Origin of the sequence: Microcoleus sp. POL10_C6 (assembly GCF_036701585.1) — a bacterium.
Taxonomy (GTDB): domain Bacteria; phylum Cyanobacteriota; class Cyanobacteriia; order Cyanobacteriales; family Microcoleaceae; genus Microcoleus.
Map to the genome: position 1 here is coordinate 18,583 of NZ_JAUBRB010000043.1, position 22,988 is coordinate 41,570.

21 protein-coding genes and 1 pseudogene are annotated in these 22,988 nt (G+C 45.8%); 9 read left to right on the plus strand and 13 right to left on the minus strand.

Annotation, left to right across the window (positions count from 1 at the left end; translation table 11 throughout):
• The first annotated feature begins 328 nt into the window (after positions 1-328).
• Complete coding sequence (locus tag QUA34_RS21385; RefSeq protein ID WP_333389167.1) at positions 329-1,795, plus strand: DEAD/DEAH box helicase; 1,467 nt, start codon at positions 329-331, stop codon at positions 1,793-1,795.
• 279 nt (positions 1,796-2,074) lie between these two features.
• Entirely contained in the window at positions 2,075-2,335 is a 261-nt protein-coding gene (locus QUA34_RS21390; protein WP_333389168.1) for a hypothetical protein, read from the plus strand.
• A 159-nt stretch (positions 2,336-2,494) separates the two neighbouring features.
• Here QUA34_RS21390 and QUA34_RS21395 read toward each other — a convergent pair whose 3' ends face one another.
• Positions 2,495-3,046 carry a hypothetical protein gene (locus QUA34_RS21395; protein WP_333389169.1) on the minus strand — a complete coding sequence of 184 codons (552 nt, stop codon included), beginning with the start codon at positions 3,044-3,046 and terminating at the stop codon, positions 2,495-2,497.
• 404 nt (positions 3,047-3,450) lie between these two features.
• Between QUA34_RS21395 and QUA34_RS21400 the strand changes: the two genes are divergently transcribed.
• From QUA34_RS21400 to QUA34_RS21410, 3 genes are all read left to right on the plus strand, one after another.
• Positions 3,451-4,653, plus strand: coding sequence for a Coenzyme F420 hydrogenase/dehydrogenase, beta subunit C-terminal domain (locus tag QUA34_RS21400; protein WP_333389170.1), 1,203 nt, complete (start codon positions 3,451-3,453; stop codon positions 4,651-4,653).
• Between the two features lie 98 nt (positions 4,654-4,751).
• On the plus strand, positions 4,752-5,786 hold the full coding sequence (locus tag QUA34_RS21405; RefSeq protein ID WP_333389171.1) for a M28 family peptidase: 1,035 nt from the start codon (positions 4,752-4,754) through the stop codon (positions 5,784-5,786).
• 215 nt (positions 5,787-6,001) lie between these two features.
• The gene (locus QUA34_RS21410) at positions 6,002-7,117 is read left to right on the plus strand and encodes a leucine-rich repeat protein (RefSeq protein WP_333389172.1); all 1,116 of its coding nucleotides are present in this window, start codon (positions 6,002-6,004) and stop codon (positions 7,115-7,117) included.
• 119 nt (positions 7,118-7,236) lie between these two features.
• Here QUA34_RS21410 and QUA34_RS21415 read toward each other — a convergent pair whose 3' ends face one another.
• Positions 7,237-7,608, minus strand: coding sequence for a DUF2237 domain-containing protein (locus QUA34_RS21415; protein WP_333041417.1), 372 nt, complete (start codon positions 7,606-7,608; stop codon positions 7,237-7,239).
• Positions 7,609-7,657: 49 nt separating this feature from the next.
• Positions 7,658-8,119, minus strand: coding sequence for a GNAT family N-acetyltransferase (locus tag QUA34_RS21420; RefSeq protein WP_333389173.1), 462 nt, complete (start codon positions 8,117-8,119; stop codon positions 7,658-7,660).
• Positions 8,120-8,350: 231 nt separating this feature from the next.
• Here QUA34_RS21420 and QUA34_RS21425 point away from each other — a divergent pair, with 231 nt between their 5' ends.
• Positions 8,351-8,983, plus strand: a complete 633-nt coding sequence (locus QUA34_RS21425) for a Vat family streptogramin A O-acetyltransferase (protein WP_333328645.1) — start codon at positions 8,351-8,353, stop codon at positions 8,981-8,983.
• Positions 8,984-9,029: 46 nt separating this feature from the next.
• The gene (locus tag QUA34_RS21430) at positions 9,030-9,350 is read left to right on the plus strand and encodes a DUF2834 domain-containing protein (protein ID WP_333328642.1); all 321 of its coding nucleotides are present in this window, start codon (positions 9,030-9,032) and stop codon (positions 9,348-9,350) included.
• A gap of 189 nt (positions 9,351-9,539) precedes the next feature.
• Here QUA34_RS21430 and QUA34_RS21435 read toward each other — a convergent pair whose 3' ends face one another.
• Positions 9,540-10,772 (minus strand): methionine gamma-lyase family protein, encoded by a 1,233-nt coding sequence (locus tag QUA34_RS21435; protein ID WP_333328639.1) that lies wholly within the window; start codon positions 10,770-10,772, stop codon positions 9,540-9,542.
• A gap of 80 nt (positions 10,773-10,852) precedes the next feature.
• Between QUA34_RS21435 and QUA34_RS21440 the strand changes: the two genes are divergently transcribed.
• Positions 10,853-11,665 carry an acyl-CoA desaturase gene (locus tag QUA34_RS21440; protein WP_333085096.1) on the plus strand — a complete coding sequence of 271 codons (813 nt, stop codon included), beginning with the start codon at positions 10,853-10,855 and terminating at the stop codon, positions 11,663-11,665.
• A 361-nt stretch (positions 11,666-12,026) separates the two neighbouring features.
• Entirely contained in the window at positions 12,027-12,842 is an 816-nt protein-coding gene (locus tag QUA34_RS21445; RefSeq protein ID WP_333085095.1) for a fatty acid desaturase, read from the plus strand.
• A gap of 111 nt (positions 12,843-12,953) precedes the next feature.
• Here the strand turns inward: QUA34_RS21445 and QUA34_RS21450 are convergent, their stop codons facing one another.
• The 9 genes and pseudogenes from QUA34_RS21450 to QUA34_RS21490 form a co-directional block, all read right to left on the minus strand.
• Positions 12,954-13,799 carry an ABC transporter permease gene (locus tag QUA34_RS21450; protein ID WP_333085094.1) on the minus strand — a complete coding sequence of 282 codons (846 nt, stop codon included), beginning with the start codon at positions 13,797-13,799 and terminating at the stop codon, positions 12,954-12,956.
• A gap of 135 nt (positions 13,800-13,934) precedes the next feature.
• Complete coding sequence (locus tag QUA34_RS21455; RefSeq protein WP_333389174.1) at positions 13,935-14,846, minus strand: ABC transporter permease; 912 nt, start codon at positions 14,844-14,846, stop codon at positions 13,935-13,937.
• Positions 14,847-15,001: 155 nt separating this feature from the next.
• Complete coding sequence (locus tag QUA34_RS21460) at positions 15,002-16,132, minus strand: spermidine/putrescine ABC transporter substrate-binding protein (RefSeq protein ID WP_333389175.1); 1,131 nt, start codon at positions 16,130-16,132, stop codon at positions 15,002-15,004.
• A gap of 186 nt (positions 16,133-16,318) precedes the next feature.
• The gene (locus QUA34_RS21465) at positions 16,319-17,449 is read right to left on the minus strand and encodes an ABC transporter ATP-binding protein (protein WP_333085091.1); all 1,131 of its coding nucleotides are present in this window, start codon (positions 17,447-17,449) and stop codon (positions 16,319-16,321) included.
• Between the two features lie 256 nt (positions 17,450-17,705).
• Positions 17,706-18,371: a DUF4340 domain-containing protein gene (locus tag QUA34_RS21470; protein ID WP_333389176.1), complete on the minus strand. Its 666-nt coding sequence runs from the start codon at positions 18,369-18,371 to the stop codon at positions 17,706-17,708.
• A gap of 156 nt (positions 18,372-18,527) precedes the next feature.
• On the minus strand, positions 18,528-20,621 hold the full coding sequence (locus QUA34_RS21475) for a Gldg family protein (protein WP_333389177.1): 2,094 nt from the start codon (positions 20,619-20,621) through the stop codon (positions 18,528-18,530).
• Positions 20,622-20,666: 45 nt separating this feature from the next.
• Positions 20,667-21,569 (minus strand): Rpn family recombination-promoting nuclease/putative transposase, encoded by a 903-nt coding sequence (locus QUA34_RS21480; protein WP_333328621.1) that lies wholly within the window; start codon positions 21,567-21,569, stop codon positions 20,667-20,669.
• A gap of 178 nt (positions 21,570-21,747) precedes the next feature.
• On the minus strand, positions 21,748-22,539 hold the full coding sequence (locus QUA34_RS21485; RefSeq protein WP_333389178.1) for an ABC transporter permease: 792 nt from the start codon (positions 22,537-22,539) through the stop codon (positions 21,748-21,750).
• A 49-nt stretch (positions 22,540-22,588) separates the two neighbouring features.
• A pseudogene (locus QUA34_RS21490) lies at positions 22,589-22,988 on the minus strand (ATP-binding cassette domain-containing protein); the annotation flags it as partial.

The window sequence follows — 22,988 nt, forward strand, 5'->3', positions numbered from 1 at the left end:
GGGCTGGTCATGATCCTCACTATAAAATGCCTAAGAGGGAAAGCTTGCAAGTACCTCAAAGGAAGTCCAATGTCCTGTTTTAAGAATGTTGGAAGCCTATAACCCGACCCCTGGCGGTTGGTATCGGCGATGTCACAAAATCAAAGACGGCTGTCGAATTGGTAAATTTAGTCACCATCGACGGAGCTGCCCTATACTCGATTGCTATTTAAGAAGGTGCGCGCAGGCGCAGCACCATAAAGAACTCTTATGAGTTCCTGCCCTAGAGCAGAAATCCGCATCCGAGTTGGGCAACTTAGAAGGCTAAGACTCGTTATTAGGAGCATTAATGAATTTATTGTTTGAAGGCTTAGGTCTTTCGGAAGAACTCGTTCTCCATCTGGAAACACTAGGCTTTACAGAACCTACTCCCATCCAAGTACAAGCAATTCCGCACCTGTTAGCAGGTCGCGACGTTGTGGGCCAAGCCCAAACAGGGACAGGCAAAACGGCAGCATTCTCGTTGCCCATCTTGGAGCGGATTGATTTAGATGTGACTGCGGTGCAAGCACTGGTGCTGACGCCGACTCGCGAATTGGCGATGCAAGTAACTGAAGCCATCCGTGATTTGAGCGGCATCAGCAGCGAGGGCCCGGTAAAAGTGGGTCGCTCTCTGCAAGTTCTGACAGTGTACGGCGGTCAATCGATCGATCGTCAAATGCAGCGTTTGAAGCGCGGCGTTCACGTCGTTGTCGGTACACCGGGACGCATATTGGATATGCTGAGCCGCGGCAGCCTGAAACTAGACAAGGTAAAGTGGCTGGTTTTGGATGAAGCTGACGAAATGCTGAGCATGGGCTTTATCCAAGATGTGGAAAAAATCTTGGATGCTGCACCAAAAGAACGTCAAACGGCATTTTTCTCGGCGACGATGGAAGCTTCCATTCGCAAATTGGTGGCGCGGCATTTGCGTAACCCAGTCAACGTCACCGTAGAACAGCCAAAAGCAACGCCAAAGCGCATCAGCCAAGGCGTGTACATGATTCCCCGTGGCTGGTCGAAGGCAAGAGCCCTACAGCCAATTTTAGAAATGGAAGACCCGGAATCTGCACTGATTTTTGTGCGGACTCGGCAGTCGGCTGCAGAACTCACCAGCCAACTGCAAGCAGCAGGTCACAGCGTTGATGAGTATCACGGTAATTTGAATCAGGCACAACGGGAACGTTTGTTGCATCGGTTCCGCCAATGTCAGGTGCGCTGGGTAGTGGCGACTGATATTGCGGCGCGGGGTTTGGACGTGGATCACTTGACTCACGTGATTAACTATGATTTGCCCGACAGTGTGGAAAGCTACGTTCACCGGATCGGACGCACGGGCCGGGCTGGTCGCGAAGGAACGGCGATTACGCTGATTCAACCGGTCGATCGCCGCAAACTGCGCTTGATTGAACGCCACGTGCGATCGAGCTTGACGGTGCGAAACATTCCGACACGGGCGCAAATTGAAGCACGTCAGTTGGAAAAGATGCAGGGTAAAGTTCGCGAAGCTTTGGCTGGCGAACGGATGGCATCTTTCTTGCCTCTGGTGTCTCAGTTATCCGAGGAGTACGACTCCCACGCGATCGCCGCTGCTGCTTTGCAAATGGCTTTCGATCAAAGCCGTCCTGCTTGGATGGGCGCTGATTACGCTCAACAAGAAGATCCCCCGATTGGTGGAGAAAACAGCGTCAAGCCTATCTTGATCAAAAAGCGGGCTAAGACTGGTGAGGCGACTTTTTCTGGAGCACCGAGTGCTCCTGTTCCCCAGAACCGCTAATTGGTAGGGTGCACAATGTGCACCTTATTTAGAATTACTGTAGAGATGCGATCTATCGCACCTCTACTTTTTTTTATGGGTGTGAGACTCTATGGGGAATAAAAATCACAAAAAAGCTCTTCGTTCGTTGAACAAGCCGATTGCAGAACATGAAGAAAAGATTAGACTGGAATAGGAGAAGGATTTTCCCGATGAAGGCTTAATCCGGCATTGGGAAAGTGAAATTCGAGCTTTTGACAAAGGAATTCAGCAAGCTTTAAAACGATTGGGTAAATAAAGATGCAAGTTAGTGATCGGACAATTTCTGTAACTAATTCTACACTGAGAACGTTAATTGATGAATTGGGTACTGAGTGTCAAAATGTGATTACTTTAATCCATCAGCTTCAGTTACCTGATTTGAGCGATCGACAAAAAGCTGAAATTCTAGCAGAGTTCCTGAGTGCTGCAATCCATCTCAACGTTCACTGCGGAGAGGACTTTCAGACGCTAGTTGCTGAGGAAATGACAAAATTGTCGGATGATGATGAAGAGGATTAAGCAGATGCGGGCGATTCCCTACGGGATAGCTACGCTTCACGCACATTAGGAAAAAGCCCTCCTGTCAACTCACCGAAGAGCTAAAAAACCTTATAAATAAGGGCTAAAATCCTTACTATAAACTTGTGAACCGGGACTTTTGTACTGTTGTTTAATATTTCAGTTTAGCTGCGTGCTCACAATAATTTTTTGCACGCGATCGCCCTTAATTTCCAAAATCAAATTAGAAGCCTTTTGGTCCTTGCTGTAAGTCAACCGAGTCACTCCACCTTGCACAGATTGCGACCCATAACCGTAAGTTTTAACAACTTTTTGGCTGTTATCTCCTACCTTCACACCATCAATTGTCAGAAACTTGGGATTGGTAGTAGAAACTAAATAAACTTTGCCATCCCATGCAGCTACCGTCAATCCTGAGTAGGTTAGCGTGCGAATATTGCCGCCGATGCCAGACCCAGCAGGTTTAGTTTCGTCGCGCTGCGGTTTTCCCAACTTGCGTTTTGCCTCTTCTACAGACATCCCCAACCGAACGCCGCCAATCCCCAGGCGCGAATAGTTAATCGCCGCCGGCTTTTGTGTCGCACTGAGCATTCTTTCTAGAGTCACAACAGTTTGATTCATAGCAGGAACCGGACGAACTAAAGCAGCAAATCCTAAGCTCGAAATTGCGAGATTCATCATGATACCAGCGACGGCTGTTGTCACAAACATTTTTACCATTTTTTTATAGCTTTATTTGGCAATGTATTCGCGCGATCGCCCGCTAGATCCGGATTGATACTAACAGGACTTACACAAACACTCCTGGAAGCACTGCGAGTCTTTGAAACTGGATTTTTTTTACCAAAACTACATAAAGAAACTCGGTTTTTACCCTAAATCTTAGGTTTAACAATGAGGTATTCAGCCAGAAACCCCGTTTCTAGCGCAACCTAGGTAAGTCCTGACTAATATTTTTTAACTTGTGAAAACCGCCAATTTCGGGCGAACCGAATTTGCTCCCGTACAAACTTGCGTCCGCCTGCCGGGACTGAAAGAAAGAATAAAGTAGGTAACAACGGAAATTGCTGTGATATCCTAACAAAAGCCATATCTGCATAAAATAAGTAATTTAGATGACCGCAACAGATTCTACTAAGCACCAAAAATCCAAAGCCCTCAAACCGGGTAGCCGTCGCCCCGCTAAAGAACTTTGCAGCGAGTGCGGTTTGTGCGATACATATTACATTCATTATGTCAAGGAATCTTGTGCTTTCTTAACACAGCATATTGCAGAACTGGAAGAAGAGATTCACGGGCGATCGCGCAATCTCGATAATCCCGACGATTGGTATTTCGGAGTCAGTCAAAACATGATGGCGGCTCGTAAAAAAGAGCCGATCGAGGGCGCTCAGTGGACGGGAATCGTCAGCACAATTGCCATTGAAATGCTCGAAAAAGGAATTGTAGAAGGCGTTGTTTGCGTCCAAAATACTAAGGAAGACCGCTTTCAGCCGATGCCGATTATTGCTAGAAATCGTGAAGAGATTCTGGCTGCAAAAGTAAACAAACCCACTCTCTCCCCAAATCTTTCAGTATTAGAACAAATTGAACAATCAGGGATGAAGCGGCTGTTAGTAATTGGCGTCGGCTGTCAAATTCAAGCCTTGCGAACAGTCGAGAAAAAACTCGGTTTAGAAAAGCTCTACGTTTTGGGAACTCCCTGTGTTGATAATGTCAGCCGCGCGGGCTTGCAGAAATTCCTAGATACGACTAGCCGTTCTCCCGAAACAGTTGTATCTTATGAGTTTATGCAAGACTTTAACGTTCACTTCAAACACGAAGATGGTTCGGAAGAAAAAGTGCCGTTTTTTGGCTTGAATACTAAAGAATTGAAAGATGTTTTTGCTCCTTCTTGTTTGAGCTGTTTTGATTATGTCAATTCTTTAGCAGATTTAGTTGTGGGCTACATGGGCGCACCTTTTGGTTGGCAGTGGATTGTAGTGCGAAATGACACCGGGCAAGAAATGTTAGATTTGGTAACGGATCAGCTTAATACTCAGCCCGTGATGTCTAAGGGAAACCGAAAAGAAGCCGTTCAGCAAAGCATTCCGGCTTATGAAAAAGGAGTGACATTGCCGATGTGGGCGGCGAAGTTAATGGGAGTTTTTATTGAGAGAATTGGGCCGAAGGGTTTGGAATATGCTCGGTTTTCGATTGATTCTCATTTCACTCGCAATTATCTGTACGTGAAGCGGAATTACCCGGAGAAATTAGAGGCTCATGTGCCGGAATATGCTAAGCGGATTGTCGGGCAGTATAAGTTACCAGATGTGTAAACTTCTAGGGTGCGTTAGTCAGGAGTTGTTGGATTATTGAAAAAATAACGCTAACTGACGCACCCTGGTACTCAAGGATAGCAAAAGATAGAAAACAAATGCACTTGGGAAACATCGAATTATGGAATCGCAGAACGTTAACTAGACTGGCTATCCTTAGTACGATCTTAATTAGTCTGATTAGTGGGATATGGTTGAGTATGATTGCAATGCCAGGGAAAAGCTACAGCGGGACAATTCCCCCTTTAACAGCACAGGAAATCTCGCTCCGAGATGCTTTACAGCGCGATGTAGAAAAGCTCTCTGGTGAAATCGGAGAGCGCAATTTTATACAATATCAAAAACTTGGAGAAGCTGCTGACTTTCTCGAAGCATCTTTTCAAGCTGCTGGCTATAAAGTTGAACGGCAAGGATATAAAATTGATGATAAATTTTATTATAACATAGAAGTGGAGATTCCAGGGGGAAAAAAGGCAGATGAAATAGTTGTAATTGGAGCACATTATGATTCTGTGGTGGGGAGTCCAGGGGCAAATGATAACGCAACTGGGGCGGCGGGAGTGCTGGCTTTAGCGAGAATGTTTGCAGGTAAAAAGCCTGAAAAGACTGTGCGTTTTGTTGAGTTTGTGAATGAGGAGCCACCTTTTTTCTGGACTGCTGATATGGGGAGTTTGGTTTATGCCAAAAGATGCAGAGAGCGTAATGAAAAAATTGTTTCGATGCTCAGTTTAGAAACAATTGGTTATTACTCAGATGCCAAAAACAGCCATAAATATCCAGCACCATTAAACCTTTTTTATCCTACATCGGGAAATTTTATCGGATTTATTGGCAATACGTCCTCAAGTAAACTGGTTAGAGAGGCGATCGCATCTTTCCGCCGCCATGCTGAATTTCCCTCGGAAGGTGCAGCAATTCCGGGTGCCATTCCTGGTGTTGGTTGGTCAGATCAATGGTCTTTTTGGCAACATGGTTATCCAGGGCTGATGGTGACAGATACTGCTCCCTATCGCTATCCTTACTATCACACGGCGCAAGATACACCCGATAAGGTTGATTGGGAACGGACGACGAAGGTGATAGCTGGATTGGAGAAAGTTGTGGCAGATTTGGTGGGAGTTGATATTAATTAGTTGCGTAGGATGCCCAGCGGGGAAATATCCTCGCTCGGAACAGAATATCAGGGAAAATGACGCACGTATAAATTAGTATAAGTTGCCTGAGTGAGGTGATTAAGAGAGTTTTTAATAGATGTTTTGCAGGGACACGGTAAGGCAGTGTCTTTGTTGTATATAGTGGAAAAAATTAGAGGTACAAGATTATGATCCTCATAGTTGTACAGAAACACATGAAGTTACCAAAGTCGATCGCACTTACTTGTTGTGTGCTTCTAGCATTATCTGGAAATGGAGTGTCCGCGAAAGCAGCAGAAGTGCGATCGGGAAACAAAACATTTGCTCAATGGTGTCGCGAAAAAGATTCTTTGAGTCCAGAAGCTAAACATACTGTTGATATGCTGTTAAAAATAGCAGGAACTACTGAGTGCGATGAGGGCGATCGCCAACTTTCTAGTATCACAGGAATTAGCTTTACGAAGGAAGGAATCAGCGACATCAAACCGCTAGCATCCTTAACTCACCTGAAGGTTCTCCGGCTTATCAACTGTTCTATCAGCGACATCAAACCGCTAGCATCCTTAACTAACCTGACTTTGCTCAACCTCAGCAGCAATCAAATTAGTGACATCAAACCGCTAGCATCCTTGGTTAACCTGAAAGTGCTCAACATCGGGAACAATCATATCCGCGACATCAAACCGCTAGCATCCTTGACTAACCTGACTGAAATCGTCCTCATCGAAAATCAGATCGATGACATCACACCGCTAGCATCCTTGACTAACCTGAAAGGGCTTTTCCTCCGCAGCAATCAGATTGACGACATCAAGCCACTAGCATCTTTGACTAACCTGGAAGGGATCGATCTCGCTGGCAATCAAATTAGTGACATCAAACCGCTAGCATCTTTGATGAAACTGACTTTTATCGACCTCAGCAGCAATCAGATTAGTGACATCAAATCACTAGCATCCTTGACTAACCTAGAAGGGATTAACCTCAGCTCGAATCAAATCGGTGATATCAAACCGCTAGCATCCTTGACTAATCTGGAAGGGCTATCACTTAACAAGAATGAGCTCGCTGACCTTAAACCGCTAGAATTCTTGACTAAACTGGAGACTCTCTGGCTCAACAACAATCACATCGTTGATATCAAACCGCTAGCATCCTTGACTAAGCTGACTTTACTCTCACTCGAAAACAATCAAATCGGCGACATCAAACCGCTAGCATCTTTCACTAAACTGACAGAACTCTACCTTAGCGGAAATGCGATCGCTCCCAAAACTTGCCCTCTCAAACCAGAGTCTATCTGTAAGTGGGAACCACAAACTCAACCATAAAACTTTACCGTGACGCCCGATCGCACTTAAATATTTGAGTTACGAAGGATAAATTTGCAATTCATCAGAAAAACCCGATCGCCCTTATTGACTAAAAGCGATCGCACACCAACATCCTCCTACAAATCAGCAGCGTGCTGCTTCAATTCATCCAAAGAAACGTATTCCAAAGTCAAGGCGTGAGTCGCGGCCAAAACCACAGGCGGCGCAACTCCTGCATCCATTGCTTCCTTCCACCGAGAAGCGCACAAACACCAGCAATCCCCAGGCTTCAAACCGGGAAAATTAAATTCGGGAACCGGAGTGCTCAAATCATTTCCATTCGACTTGGTGAATTGCAAAAACTCTTCTGTCAGTTGAGCGCAAACAGTGTGAGCCCCAAAGTCGCCACCACCTGTATTGCATTTGCCGTCCCGATAATATCCTGTCATGGGCGAAGTGCAGCAAGTCTCTAACTTTCCGCCCAGCACATTTGTAGCTTCCGTCACCATTGCAACTCCTCAGTAAAACACTTGGATCTAATTTTACACAAATCGTTGTTTATATATTTTTTTCCATGACAAAGTTGATTAATTTTTGTCCTCTGCATTCTACTTCCTGTTGTTGAATCACAATAAATCCCTGGCTTTCAAAAAAAGGTCGAGCTGTAATGCTGGCTTCGGTAAATAACTTGTTAATTCCTAAGTCTTGGGCTTTTGACTCAATTTGTTTTAAAATTAGCCTGCCGACTCCTTGCCTTTGAAAATGTTGATGACAGAAAAAGCAATCGATATGGCCGCTTGCTTCTAATTCCCCAAAACCTGCAATGTTCTCACCCTCTTGTGCTACGAAAGTAAATTTACTGCTTAAACTTTTAGTCCAACTTTCGATATCCATATCTGCTGGCGCCCAAGCATCTACTTGTGCTTGTGTGTAATCGCGGATGTTGACTTCGTGTACGGTGTCGTAAAAAAGTTTTACAATTTGTTGGGTATCACCGATTTCGTAGGTTCGTACTCTCATAAATTATCTCACTGCGATCGCTTCTTTGATATTAATTGGGGATTTTAAGCGCTTCCCAACGCGGATGGATGTTGGCTTTTACCATTTTGTCTCATTTCTTGCAGGGCGATCGCCCAAAAAATTCTTCCCTACCCCTTGACAAACTCTATTACTCTATGTTAGTCAAACAAAAGCAAACCTCACTCGAATTAACACTACATTAATCCAGCAGCTTAACAAATATTGAAATTTATGACAGAAATTGGACCCGATCCAAACCGACCTTATCCTATGGCCGATCAGCGGCGCGTATGCTTCATCAAAAACTTTATTAAATCCCCCAACATTATCGTCGGCGATTACTCATATTACGACGATCCAATAGAACCAGAAAACTTTGAAAGAAATGTACTTTATAATTACGGAAACGATCGATTAATTATTGGCAAATTTTGTGCGATCGCCACCAACGTCAAATTCATAATGAACGGTGCAAATCATAAACTCGACGGAATTTCAACTTATCCTTTTCCGGTCTTTGGGAATGGTTGGGAAACAGCCATGAATTTAGTAATGGAACTGCCAAGTAAAGGCGATACCGTCATTGGCAATGATGTTTGGATCGGCTATGAATCCCTGATTATGCCCGGAGTCAAAATCGGCGACGGTGCCGTCATAGCCGCCAAATCCGTTGTAGTAAAAGACATTCCCCCTTACACTATTGTCGGTGGCAACCCCGCCCATCCAATCAAACAGCGTTTTAGCGATTCTGAAGTTGCACAACTATTAGAAATTCGGTGGTGGGATTGGGAAATCGAGAAGATTTCGCGCAATGTGAGCATAATTATGCAAAACGATATTCAAGCACTCAGCAATGCTGAGTAAACTCTCAAATACAACGGTTTTTAATTAACAAAGTGGAGGTTGGAAAATGTTGAAAATTGCCTACTTAATTTTCTGTATTCTAGGCACGGCTTTGCCCTACTCCCAGTTTGTCCCGTTTCTTTTAGAAGAAGGGTTGAATATTAACGCTTTCTTCGGTGAGTTGTTTGCCAATCAAATTTCCGGTTTTTTCGGCATGGATGTAATAGTGTCATCCCTAGTTTTTGGTACTTTTGTATTTAGCGAAGGTTCGCGTCTCAAAATGAAAAACTTGTGGATTTATATTGCCAGTAACTTACTGGTGGGTGTTTCCCTGGGTTTGCCTTTATTTCTCCTAATGCGGCAGCGCAAACTTGAAGAAACACCTTGAGAGTTTTGTAGTTGTTGGGTTTGGCTTCCGCTAAACCCAACCTACACAATCTAAAAACCCAAAATCAGCGTCAATCTGCGTGCATCTGCGGTTAAAAATCCTCAGATTCTTGCAAAAATCTACTCTTTAATTCAAAACTCAGGGGAGAACAGGGAGCCCCCCTACCCCAAGAGGCCTCGCCCATACCAGTTACTTAGCTGGGCCCACAGCCTCGATCGCATCCTCAAGAGCGATCGATACATGAGTCCAATGACTCCCCCCCTGACAAAAAGCCACGTAAGGCTCCCGCAGAGGCCCGTCAGCCGAAAACTCCGACGTACTCCCATCAATAAAAGTACCCCCAGCCATCACCAACTGACTTTCATAGCCGTGCATCGGAGCCGGCACGGGATCTAAATAGGAACCGACGGGGGAATTTCGCTGAACCGCCCGACAAAAAGCAATTAACTTATCAGCAGAACCGAATTCGATCGCCTGAATCACATCTCGTCTTCTAGCCAAAGGCATAGGATTCACTCGATAACCCAACTTATAAAAAACATAAGCCGTCAAATGATTGCCCTTCATCGCCTCCCCCACACAACCGGGAGCCATAAACAAACCCTGAAACAGCAACCGATTCAAATCAAAAGTTGCGCCGCCGCTGCTGCCAATTCCCGGCGCCGTCAAGCGACAAGTTGCCGCCTCTACTAAATCAGCCCTCCCAGCAACGTAACCTCCAGCAGGGACGATCGTACCCCCCGGATTTTTGATTAAAGAACCAGCCATCAGATCCGCGCCCACAGCAGTAGGTTCGCAATCCTCGACAAACTCGCCGTAACAATTATCAACAAAGCAAATTGTGTTAGGATTCTGATGTTTGACTATGGTGACGATTTTTTTAATCTCAGAAATAGACAAACTCGACCGCCAAGAATAGCCGCAAGAGCGCTGGATAAAAACCAGGCGAGTCTTTGCTGAAATAGTAGAGCTCAATGCCGGCCAATCCAAACTTCCTTCGCGAGTTAGAGGCAACTCACGGTAACTAATGCCAAACTCAATGAGTGAACCTTGACCTTGCCCCCGCAAGCCGATCACTTCTTCTAAAGTATCGTAGGGAGAACCAGCCACTGCCAACATTTCGTCACCAGGACGCAGGATGCCAAAAAGAGCACAGGCGATCGCGTGAGTACCCGAAACAAACTGTACCCGGACAGCCGCGGCCTGGGCCCCTACCACTTCGGCAAACACCCCGTCCAAAGTCTCTCGACCCAAATCATCGTGGCCGTAACCCGTAACCCCTGCAAAATGGTGGACTCCAACCCGGTGGCTCCGAAAAGCTTTTAAGACTCGTTGAAGATTTTGCTTGACTGTAGTGTCAATACCAGAAAAAATCTGAAAGAGTGCCTGTTCTGCTTCCTGTAGCCGTGAAACGCTATTCATCTATACCTCGCTCACCCTTTGCGTGCGCGCTGTTCATTATGGCGTAGATGCGGCCCCTAGTTTGTAAACATAATATATTCATGACGATTGCAACTTCCAAAAAAACTTCTCCTGATTGGCCTGTCGTAGGCTTTATGGCCTTTCTGCACATCGGTGCTTTATTTGCTTTGCTGCCGGGTAATTTTAGCTGGTCTGCGGTTGGGCTAGCAGTATTCCTGCATTGGGTAACAGGTGGTTTAGGAATTACTCTCGGATATCACCGCCTCGTCACCCACCGCAGTTTTCAAACACCGAAATGGCTAGAGTATTTTCTAGTTATTTGCGGTACCCTTTCCTGTGAAGGTGGCCCGATCGACTGGGTAGGAATGCACCGGTTACACCACATACATTCCGACACCGAAACAGATCCCCACGATTCCAATCAAGGCTTCTGGTGGAGCCACATGGGCTGGATGCTCTCGGATCTGCCGATCAGAGTGGAAATCCCCCGCTTTACTAAAGACATCGGCGACGACCCAGTATACAAGTTTCTCCAAGCATATTTTATCCCCATCCAAGTCGTCTTCGGTGTGTTGCTTTATTTATTAGGCGGCTGGTCTTTCGTGGTTTGGGGCGTGTTTATGCGGATCGTGGTGGTGTTCCACTGCACTTGGCTTGTTAACAGCGCTACCCACAAATTTGGCTACCGGACCTACGAGTCGGGCGATCGATCGACCAACTGCTGGTGGGTTGCCCTGCTCACCTACGGCGAAGGCTGGCACAATAACCACCACGCCTTTCAATACTCGGCGCGCCACGGTCTCGAATGGTGGGAAATCGACTTCACCTGGATGACAATTCAACTGCTGCAAGCACTTGGTTTGGCAACCAAAGTGAAATTAGCAGAAAAATAGCATGGGCAATGAGTCATGGGTTGTCGGTCATCAGTTCTGGACTAATGGCTCGTGACCAATGCCTCATCCTGTTTTTGCGAGCGCTATAGGTTGGGTTGAAGTAAGCTCGAATCATCTAGTGCGATCGACCCAACCAAAACCAGAATCAGTTATAATAGATTTGGGAACAAAAAATTTTGTTTAGCATCCAAAATTTTTATTGTTAAGACAAAACGGTAAATTTTTTCAATTCTAATCCAAAATCTATCATTCATTCATTATTTATTAGTTTGGGCAAGTGTTCAACAAAACAGTTCACTACCTCAATCAAAACTTGTATGCGTGAATTCAGCTCGGCATCTCATCAGAAATCAAAAAGAGAATGACAATTGCAACGCAAGAAAAACTCCAATACAATTGGAAGCACGTTATTAGTTTAGCAGGACTTCATATCGGCGCTTTGTTCGCACTGCTACCCAGTAACTTCAATTGGACAGCAGTTGGTTTAACAGTATTCATGCACTGGATAACCGGCGGTCTGGGAATAACTCTCGGATGGCATCGAATGCTCACCCACCGCAGTTTTCAGACACCAAAATTCGTAGAATACTTTCTAGCATTTTGCGGAGCCCTTGCCTGTCAAGGAGGAATAATTGATTGGGTTGGGCTGCACCGATTGCACCACACCAACTCTGACCAAAATGCGCTCGACCCTCACAATGCCCAAAAGGGTTTTTGGTGGAGTCACATCGGCTGGATGCTATATAAAGGTCCAGCTCACGCTGAAATTTCTCGCTGCACAAAAGACATTTCAAGCGACCCGTTTTATCAATTTTTGCAAAATTACTTTCTGCCAATTCAAATCGCCTTTGGCGTCTTGCTTTACTTAGCAGCAGGCTGGCCTTTTGTAGTTTGGGTAATTTTTGTCCGCTTAGTTGCGGTATATCATTGCACTTGGTTTGTTAACAGCGCCACTCACAAATTTGGCTATCGCACTTACGAAACGGAAGATAGTTCCACTAACTGTTGGTGGGTTGCGGTTTTGACTTACGGCGAAGGCTGGCACAACAACCACCACGCTTTTCAATACTCTGCGCGTCACGGTATGAAATGGTGGGAAATTGACTTCACTTGGATGACAATTCAAGTTTTGGAAGCACTAGGTTTGGCTACTAAAGTGAAATTACCAGCCAAGTAGCAGCATGGGGCATGGGGCATGGGGCATAGGGCATGGGGCATAGGGCATGGGGCATTGGTAACAACTCACAAATAACCAACTGTCAACTGCCAACTGTCAACTGCCCACTGCCTAATGAGCCCGTTTTTGCTCGCCCCGGCCACGCAAATATTCCGCTAAAAAGGCCAATCCTCCCGAACCTACTATCAAGAGCACGCTCAAAGCATTAATATCCGGTTTTACTCCAGTCCGAATCCGGCTAAAAATTTCCATCGGCAGAGTTGTAGTCCCGCTACCTGCGGTAAAACTCGCAATCAAAAAATCGTCCATGCTGAGGACAAAAGACAACAGACAACCTGAAACAATTCCGGGTATTAATTGAGGGAGCAAAACCTGAATAAAAGCTTCAACAGGCGTTGCACCCAAATCCAAGGCAGCCTCTTCTAAATACGGGTTTAAATCGGCCAATCTAGTAGAAACAGCTAGGGCGATGTAAGCCAGACAAAACACAATGTGAGCGGCGACAATTGTCCACAAACTCAGAGGAATAGCCAGCGCCGCTAAAAATACCAGAGTAGCAACTGCGGTCGCAATATCTGGAATAATAATCGGCAAGTAGGAGACTCCCTGATATAAACTCTTGCCAGGAAAGCGGTAGCGGGCTAAACCAACGGCCATCAAAGTGCCAAGTACGGCCGAGATTGCAACTGCACAAACAGCAACTGTTAAACTGTTTCTCAGGGCAACTAAAATCCGCGTATCGCTAAATAATTTAACGTACCAATCTAAAGTAAATCCTTCCCAGCCGGCGCTAAAACGCGATTTGTTAAAGCTGTAAAATGTGAGTACCAGGATGGGCAGGTACATATAAAAAAACATCACAACGGCAAATATCACCTGCCAAGAAATCTTAAATTTAGGTTTTAAGTACATATCGGCTTGTATTTCCTCCTGTGGATTTTCGGCTGTCTTTTCCATTTCTCGGTAATCGGTAATTGGTAATTGTTAATTCGTTAGGATTGTTTTCTTCCTTCTTCCATCGGACTGACATCCGTCACATCCGTTACATCCGTTATATAATCCGTTGCCGAACTTCCTTCTTCCTTAAACATCCTAAACTGCATTACGATCGCCATATTTGAGTAAAAGGGCAATTCCGATACTCACTGCAAAGATTAATACCATACTCAGAGCCGAACCCAGCCCCCAATTTTGAGTCGCCCCCAAAAATTGATTGTAAATCAAACGAGCTGCGGTCATACTCGAAGCTCCACCGAGCAACTCTGGATCGACAAAATCGCCCAAACTGCTAATAAATACTAGCAAAGAACCCGCAGCAATTCCCGGCATGGTCTGAGGTACTGTCACTTTCCAGAAAGTTTCCACTGGATTCGCACCCAAATCCTGAGATGCTTCTAGCAACCTGCGGTCTAACTTTTCCAAAGAAGCGTAGAGAATGGTCACTATATAAGGCAAATAACTGTAAGCCATGCCGATTAAAACTGCGGAACTTTGATTAAGCAATTCCAGAGGAGGAATGCCTACAAGTGCCAGCAGCGAGTTGAGAACCCCCGTAGGACGCAGAATTGTAATCCAAGCATACGATCGCAACAGCGAAGAAGTCCACAGCGGCAACACAAACCCTAACAAAGTTAAATTCCGCCACTTTTTCGAGACATTGAGGGCGATCCAGTAAGCGACGGGAAATCCCAGCAGCAAACACAGAATAGTAGTCCCCGTTGCAAAATAGAGCGATCGACCCATCACCTGTAAATTCAGCGGCTCAAACACTCGCAGGTAATTGCCGATTCCCGAAGGATTCACCAAATCTCCTGGCTTAATATTCGGCACCAAACTAAGCTGAAAAATCACCAGGGTTGGTATGACTAATAATAAAAGCAGCAACAAGCCAGAAGGGCCGAGCAATGCCAATGGCCCCGCCCAAGCAGACCAGGGGGAAACAGTTTCAGCCTTCAATGGAGAATTGGGAGGAATAGGAGGGGGAGTTCTAGTTGAAACAGCCATAGATCAATTTTTTTGAGTTTTTAACCGCTGATGAACGCGGATTAACGCGGATATAATACGGATAGAGAGGGCGATATGCTGTGCGGGGGCGAGTTTATGTAAATATTGGGTTTATAATTAGAGATATCCTGTAAAACCCGCCCTTGGTTTGATGATTAGCCGCTGGTTAATTGAGTCCAATAGCGATCGTACACTTCCATAAATTTCCCTACCGGAGCCACACCTTCGCACTTTTTCAAAATATCTTCCGAAGGGAAAAGAATCTCGTTTTCGCGGACTTCCGGCGTCAACAAACTAAAAGCATCTTCCGAAGGAGTTGAAAAACTGAGCCGTTCTACTAAAGAAGCAGCGACATCGGCTTGCAGCAAAAAGTTAATCCATTTATAAGCTGCTTCGGGATTGGGAGCACCTTGAGGAATTACTAAAGTGTCAGTCCACAGAGAAGAACCACTTTTGGGGACGACATACTTCAATTTATCGTTATCTGCAATTACTTCATTAGCATCAGAAGAATAACACATAGCTACTTTCAAATCCCCCGTCAGCATTTGAGGCCGCCAAGCATCAGTAGTAAAAGATGCGATCGCCGGTTTGAGTTCCACCAACTTTTCGTAAGCTTGTTTCACTTGGTCTTGGTTCGTAGAATTCAGAGAATAGCCCAGCATCCGCAACGCAGCGCCCATGACTTCTCGAACATCACTCGCCAGCGTCATTCGCTTTGCTAACTCCTGTTTGTGCTGCCACAAATAGTCCCAATCTTCTGGCTCTTCTTTGAGTTGTTCGCTGTTGTAAATTAAGCCTGTGGTTCCCCAACTCAAAGGCACGCTGTAGCGGTTTCCTGGGTCATAAACAGGGTTTTGGAACTGTTTTTTGAGCCGATCGAGCCCGCCCAAAACCGAGTGGTCTAATGGGCTCAACAGCCCGAGTTCCGTCATTTGAACCACCATGTAGTCAGATGGGTAAATTATGCTGTAGGCGAGGGCACCACCAGCTTGAACTCTCGCCAGCATCTCTTCGTTGGAGCTAAACACGTCGGCCACTACGCGAATGCCGGTTTTTTCGGCAAAGCGATCAAGCAAAGCGTTATCGGTATAGCCTGCCCAAGTATAGATGAAAAGTTGGTCGGCAGCACCTTTGACAGGAGGAGCGGATTGTACGTCTGCAAGTCGCCAGCCGCAACTCGAAACAGCTAACCCGGAAATTGTCGCCGCCGAATTTTTTAGGAACTGACGGCGTGTAGAATTAGCCGGGGAAATCCTGGAAATTGGTAAGTTAGTCGGAGGCACAGTTCGATTTTAGATTTTAGATTTTAGATTTTAGATTTTAGATTTGGAGATTGAAGATTGGGGAATTGGTAATTGGGAATTTGTAATCGGGAATTGGGAATAGTCCTATGTTATTTGTTAGGAAAACCAACCACCAACTAATAACCAATGACTAATGACTAATACCAACTACCAACTGCCAACTGACTAATTCCGATCGGTCAAAGCGAGACAATCAGTAGTTCCCCAATAAGCGTAAATCGGCGTGTGCGGATCTGGGAAAGACCCGCCGGTATTTGGCTGGCGCACAGTAATTTTATCGCCCGACGCCAACTCAACCACGTAATGAACGTGCGTGCCCATGTACATAGTATTTTTGAGCCGCCCTTCAAAACAGTTGACCGACACTTCCGGCTGGTAGAGATTCAAATATACTTTTTCCGGCCGAACGCTTACTACAACAGAGTCGCCTGTGACACCATTCCACATATCCGACTGCTGAACGACTATTTTCAGATTGGCTGATGTGCGAACTGTGATAGTCGATCGGTCGATCGATTCTACCGTACCAGCAAACAAATTCGTATCGCCAATAAAATCGGCCACAAAAGCCGTCTGCGGACACTCATAAATTTCTTCAGGAGAGCCAATTTGCTCAATCCTCCCCTCGTGCATCACCGCAATTCGGTCAGACAGACTCATCGCCTCTTCTTGGTCGTGAGTCACCATCACAAAAGTCAAACCCAATTCTTGATGCAAATTCGACAGTTCCAACTGCATCTGCTTCCGCAACTTCAAATCCAGGGCACCCAGAGGTTCGTCCAGCAGCAAAACCGCCGGTCTATTTACCAGAGCTCTCGCCAAAGCCACCCGCTGCTGCTGGCCGCCCGACATTTGACCGGGAAACCTGTTGGCGAAAGATTCCATTTTCACCAATTGCAAAACTTCCCGTACCCGTTCTTCAATTTCTGCTTTACCCAGCTTTTTGATCCGCAATCCAAAAGCGATATTGTCCCAGACATTCATGTGTCCGAACAAAGCATAGCTTTGAAACACAGTATTTACCGGACGGCGGTAAGCTGGAGTGTTGGTCATCGACTGGCCACGAATCATCAATTCGCCCGCCGAGGGAGTCTCGAACCCAGCGATTAAGCGCAGGGTCGTAGTCTTGCCGCAGCCACTCGGCCCGAGGATGCTAAAAAATTCTCCTTGGCGGATGTTGAGGTCTACTCCGCGGACTGCGGTTTCGCCATTAAATACCTTAAATACCTTGCGGAGTTCAACGTCAAGCGCTGTATCCGTTGCTGTCGTACCTTGGTTGAGTGCTGTCTGAAACATATTCGCCCTTTCCTGGGGGTAATGCACGCCACTTAAATACAGTTTAAGTTTAGACTTTTCTGTATTTTAGGTGAGGAATGTTGGATGTAACAGGTTTTGGGATTTGTTCTTTAAATTCTATCCCAGAGTGCACCATTGTCAGCAACAGGCTTCCGGGCCTGTTTCAGAAGAAAATTCACTCTTTGTGAAACAGGCATCTTGCCTGTTCATAAAAGGCTTATTGAGAATGGTGCAACATCTCAGATCAACTGGGCATCTATTTATTCTCTGGACTTGGCGTGGGAGAGGGTTTTTGCGGTTTCTCTGTTTTGGGTTCTTCTGCTTTTTTCCACTCTGACAAAGGTCGCTGGACGGCATTTTTAAAGTCAAAAGGCACTAGCAGCACGGGCAAATTTTGGGCGGAATTTTGAGGGGGCGCTTCCGGCGGATTGGCTTGAGCGTACAAGAAGCGGCCGCTAAAGTCTGTTTTGCCTAAAACTAGGCGGTGAGTTTCCTGGTTGTCCAGTTTTACTGTGACTGTAGCTTGGGGTTGGTCGAGACCGAATTCTGGCAGTTGAGCAGCAGTAGTATTAATCGTGCGATCGCTCTTTCCTGTTGCCAGCCTGTCTAGCAAAAAATCCACCGATGCCTGACTCGCCTGTGCTTGCACTGGCAATTTCATTTCCCAGCTAGACTTGCCTCCTTTTGTAGCATAAACTCGCTCAAAAGTCAATATTTTTTCGGGAGTTTTGACTGTAAAGAATTGTATGCGATCGGAGTTAAAAGCAAAAATTTTCTGTTTTTCTTCCTTAGCTGCTTCCTGTTTCGGAGATACTTGCATCTCGAATAAAGCAACCAGCCCAGTCATGCTCAACGCGACGGCTATCAATACTAATGTATTTTTCTGCAATTTCATAATAACTGAGAATTGGGCATTGGGCATTGGGCATTGGGCATTGTTGACTGTTGACTGTTGATTAATGTTATTGGTTATTTGTTATTAGCCACAGCAAAGGATTAACAAATGACCAGTGACAACAGTCAACTGACAACAGTCAACTGACAACTGCCAACTGACAACAGTCAACAGTCAACTAACTTATCTTCTCTTCCACCAGATAGCGCCGCCAATTCCCAGTCCGAGTAAAGGCCACATTAGCCAAGCTAACACCAGCAATCCTACTTGGAGGGCAGTCATGTTAATGCGGCGGTTAGTAGCTTTTTTCGGACTGATAGAAAAGCTTTGCTGGTCTGGTTTACTCAACCAACTGACTGAATTGAGAAACACGTCGCTATTGAGTTGTTGGTCAAACCAACCGTTAGTCACAAATTGAGATGTGCCAATTACTACCATTCGCGATGTTTTTCTAGGAGTTGAAGGCGCGGAAGGAGTTGCGGTTGGACTGGGAGATGCTGTGGGGGATGCTGCGGGTGTTGGTGTTGGCGAACTTTCTGCCGGTTCTGTGGGAGATGCTGTGGGAGATGCTGCCGGTGTTGGCGAAGTCGTCGGTAATGCTGGAGGCGTTGCTTCTTGCGAGACAATCACCGAATAGCTGATGGGGGAAGCTGTTGGCGAAGTTGTCGGTGATGGTGAATCTATCGGTGATGGTAAATCTGTCGGCGATGGCGAAGTTGTCGGTGAGGGTGAATCTGTCGGTGATGGCGAAGTTGTCGGCGATGGCGAGTCGGTCGGCGATGGGGAAGTTGTTGGCGATGGGGAAGTTGTCGGTGATGGGGAAGTTGTCGGTGATGGGGAAGTTGTCGGCGATGGTGAAGTTGTCGGCGATGGCGAGTCGGTCGGCGATAGTGAATCTGTCGGCGATGCTTGGGGTGAAGGCGATGGCGTTGCCGGTGATGCTTGGGGTGAAGGCGAGGGCGAAGTTGGTGTTGGTGAAGGTGAGGGCTTTAAGGGAGTGCTGTCAGTGGACGATCGAACTAAAGCTACACCTAATAATAGCGGGCCTTGTTGATCGGTCTTCTGATCAAACTCCAATTTCTTAGTCGTCAAATCGCTTTCCGCCCAACTTTCCTGACTCGTCCAAATCAGTGGTTTTTCCTCTATCCCTTGTACTGGCGAGGTTTCCAAAGCACGCGCAAATGGATAAAATGAAATACCGTTGCCAAAACTTTGAGTAATCGGATGTTCGCCGTAGCGCCTGACTGTGGGAACCGTGGGGCCCAGGCCAAATCTTTGACCAGTGCCCGAAGCATCAATGGCCAAACGGGCGTCTAGTTTGACGCCCCATTCTTGCAGCAATTTGTCCAATCCCGTATCAATTGCCGGGTCTACCATTAACAATAAACTGCCGCCGCGATCGAGATAAGCTCTTAGTGCTTTAATTTCTGTATCGGAAAACGGTTTGTCCTGCCCCGGAATGATTAAAGCATCTGCATCTTCTGGAACTTCTTTGCGTTCGGTCAAATTCAGCGTTTGGGCGTTGTAGTATTTATCTTTCAAAGCTTTTTCAGCTTGCTGAATTCCGCCTTGACCTTCCTTTATCGGGCGGGCTCCTTTGCCTTGCAAAAAGTAAACTGTAGCAACGCGAGTGCTCAGGATTTCTTCTAAGGCATTGGTCAGTTTGATCTCTGAAAGACCTTGATTTGGGTCGCTACCAAAAGCAGTGCCACCTTTTTGCAGAACTTGTTTTTTGTCGCCGGATTGCAGGTAAACTTCTCCGATGCTGGTAATGCTAAATTCTCGCGCTTTTCCAGGTTGGGCCTGCGGGTCAACAAACTCAAATTGGAATTTTTCGCCTCCCTCGCGTTTGTAGCTTTGCAGCAATTCTTTAATTTGGGGGTTTTGGATGGGGTCAAATACCCAAACTTTGACTGTTTGTTGCAAATTGCGCAGTATTTGTTGAGTCTGCGGGGCCAGGGTAAATTGTTGGCTTTCGGTTAAGTCGATGCGGACGGGATAGCGAACGGCTATGAAGTTAATTACTCCGAGAATCACAAAGACGGCGAGGGTGGCAATCAGCGCGTTGGTGCTGGCTTGAGTGGAACGCTGCCCCCAAAAGCTTTGTTCGTAACTCAAATATAGCAGCCAAAGTGCGATCGTCACTGCTCCGGCAATAACTAAACCGACTGTCAGGGGGTCCCATACTCCAGATACAAGTGCTGCTGTTACCCCCGCTGCGATGAGGAGGGGGCCCAGCAAAAAAACATATTTCCAATTTGTTTTGCTAATTTTCATAACGTAAATAATTGAGGGGAAAATTTCCGGGTCGAGGATGTTATTCTATATCGCATTAGCCTGCAACCATGCTGTTAAATCTGACGGCTTGTTGAAATCCAGCACGGCATCTCCTAGTTCTTCTAATTGTTCTACGCCTAATTGACGGATGCAGTTTTCGGTTTCCGGTTGTATTGTGCCTAAACGCCGCACTAGCTGACGCAATATTAACGAGAGTTGAGCGGTTTTTGTCACCTGTTCTCTTGCTATCTCTATGGCAATCTGCTGGTCTTCTATCCACAGTTCTTGCTGGTGCAATTCATTTAATTCTTCCTGAGTGAAGTTTTCCTTGCTGGCAATTCTAAAAGCTTTCTGAATTTCGGGAACGGCACTGAGTGTTTCTGGTACTGTCTCCAGAGTGCTGGTATTTTCGAGAAAGTAAATCCATTGCTCTGCGGTTGTTTCTAATTCTGCTAATTCCTTGTTAAATTTTGGCAGTTCGATAAATACTAATTCTATTGCAGTATCTGGACACTCAAACTGTTGCTCTTTTTCTTGAAAAACAAACCGTGACATAAATTCCGGCTGATTTTCAAACATTTCAAAGTCGGCAATTTTCAAGGAAATTACTGTTTTTAGTCTTTCGTAACGTTCTTTGCCTGTTAATTGTTGGCTGTAGCTTTTGGCAGCGTTGTACAAAACTCTGTTCCCAAAAGAAGGCACGTTTATCAGTTGAAGTTCAACTAGGGCGATTCTGCCGCCGTTAATTGTGGCTTTGACATCTAGGTGTGTGTCTTGGGTAGCTAGAGTTTGAGGTTCTGGTTGGGAGTCGATTATTTCTAAGTCTTCGATGACCGGCTGTGCTTCATAAAGGATGGCGTTTAAAAAATTAATCAGGATGTCTTTGCTGTCGCTGGAACCGAATATTTTTTTGAACGCAAAGTCGATTTTTGGATTGATAAATCTCATTATTTCAAGAAATTAGTGGAATAACTAACATTAATTGGGGATGGGAATGGGGAATTGGGCATTGGGAATTGGGCATTGGGAATTGGGAATTGGTGGTGTTTCCTTTAATGTGCAACTATCCAAATCTCCTACTTTCCCACTCTTTCCTCTTTATTCCCCGAAGCCTTCCCTGATGTTTTTAAGAACGCTGATATCGCAGCGCATCGATGGATTGGGCGGTCAGAAATACTCCTAAAATGATGTAACTGGCAAACATAATTAAACTGCTGGTATCGAAAACTCCCTTGACAAGATTGGTGTAATTTGTTAGGAGCGACAAATGTCCTAATGCTGTGCCGAAGGGGCCACCGATACTGACGGCGACTGCATCGAGCACCCACAGAAATAATACTAGAGTGAAGGTGAGGATGGCGGATAAAATTGTGCTATCGGTGAGGGAGGAAATAAACATTCCGAGCGACAATACTCCTGCTGCTAGTAATATTAAGCCGCCGTGTCCTAGCAGAAGAACTCCGGGGGGTACGGGCGGGGTTGAGGAACTGAGGGCGATCGCCTCGCAGAACAGCAGGGGCAGCAACATTGTGGTATAAAATGTTAAAACTCCCAGGAGTTTGCCGGTAGCAACTGCCCAGTTTGTTAAGGGCGATGTGGCTAATAGTTCTAAGGTGCCGCGTTTGCGTTCTTCTGCGTAAAGTCCCATTGAGAGTGCGGGTAGTACGAACAACGAAAGGGAACCCATGATTCGCAGGAATAGTTGTAGGAATTCGTAGGCTACGTCGATGGGAGGTTCGGTAATTCCCATTTGGTCTCGCTGGCCGATTTGGGGAATTAACCCGTCGGGGGCGAGGAGGATAGCTATTAAAAAGTAGCCGGTGATTAGCCAAAAGACTGCTGCGATGGCATAGGCTAATGGCGAGGCAAAATAGCTTTGTAGTTCTTTGCGGTAAATTGCGATAATATTACTAAGCATTACTAACCTTTAGGAATTGGAAATGGGTAATTGGCCATTGGTAATTGGTTCATTCTGAGTCGCCTGCAGGTGGTGTTTCGCTGCCGTCGCTATCCTGTTGCTTTCTTTCTATTTGTCGCTTTCTAGTAATAGCTGGCTGTTCTGGTCGAGAATCGCTAGTTGGTTGTGGCTTTTTTTTAAGTGGCCGTTTTTTTACAACTGCTTCAGATTCTGGTTGAGAACGTTCGATCGACTTTGGTGTATCTAAAATCGGTTCGGATTCTGGTTGAGAACGTTCGATCGACTTTGGCGCATCTAAAATCGGTTCGGGTTCTGGTTGAGAAGGTTGGTTCGACTTTGGTGTTTCTGAAACTTCGAGATTTTCGAGAACCAGTTCTGGTTGAGAAGGTTGGTTCGACTTTGGTGTTTCTGAAACTTCGAGATTTTCGAGAACCAGTTCTGGTTGAGAA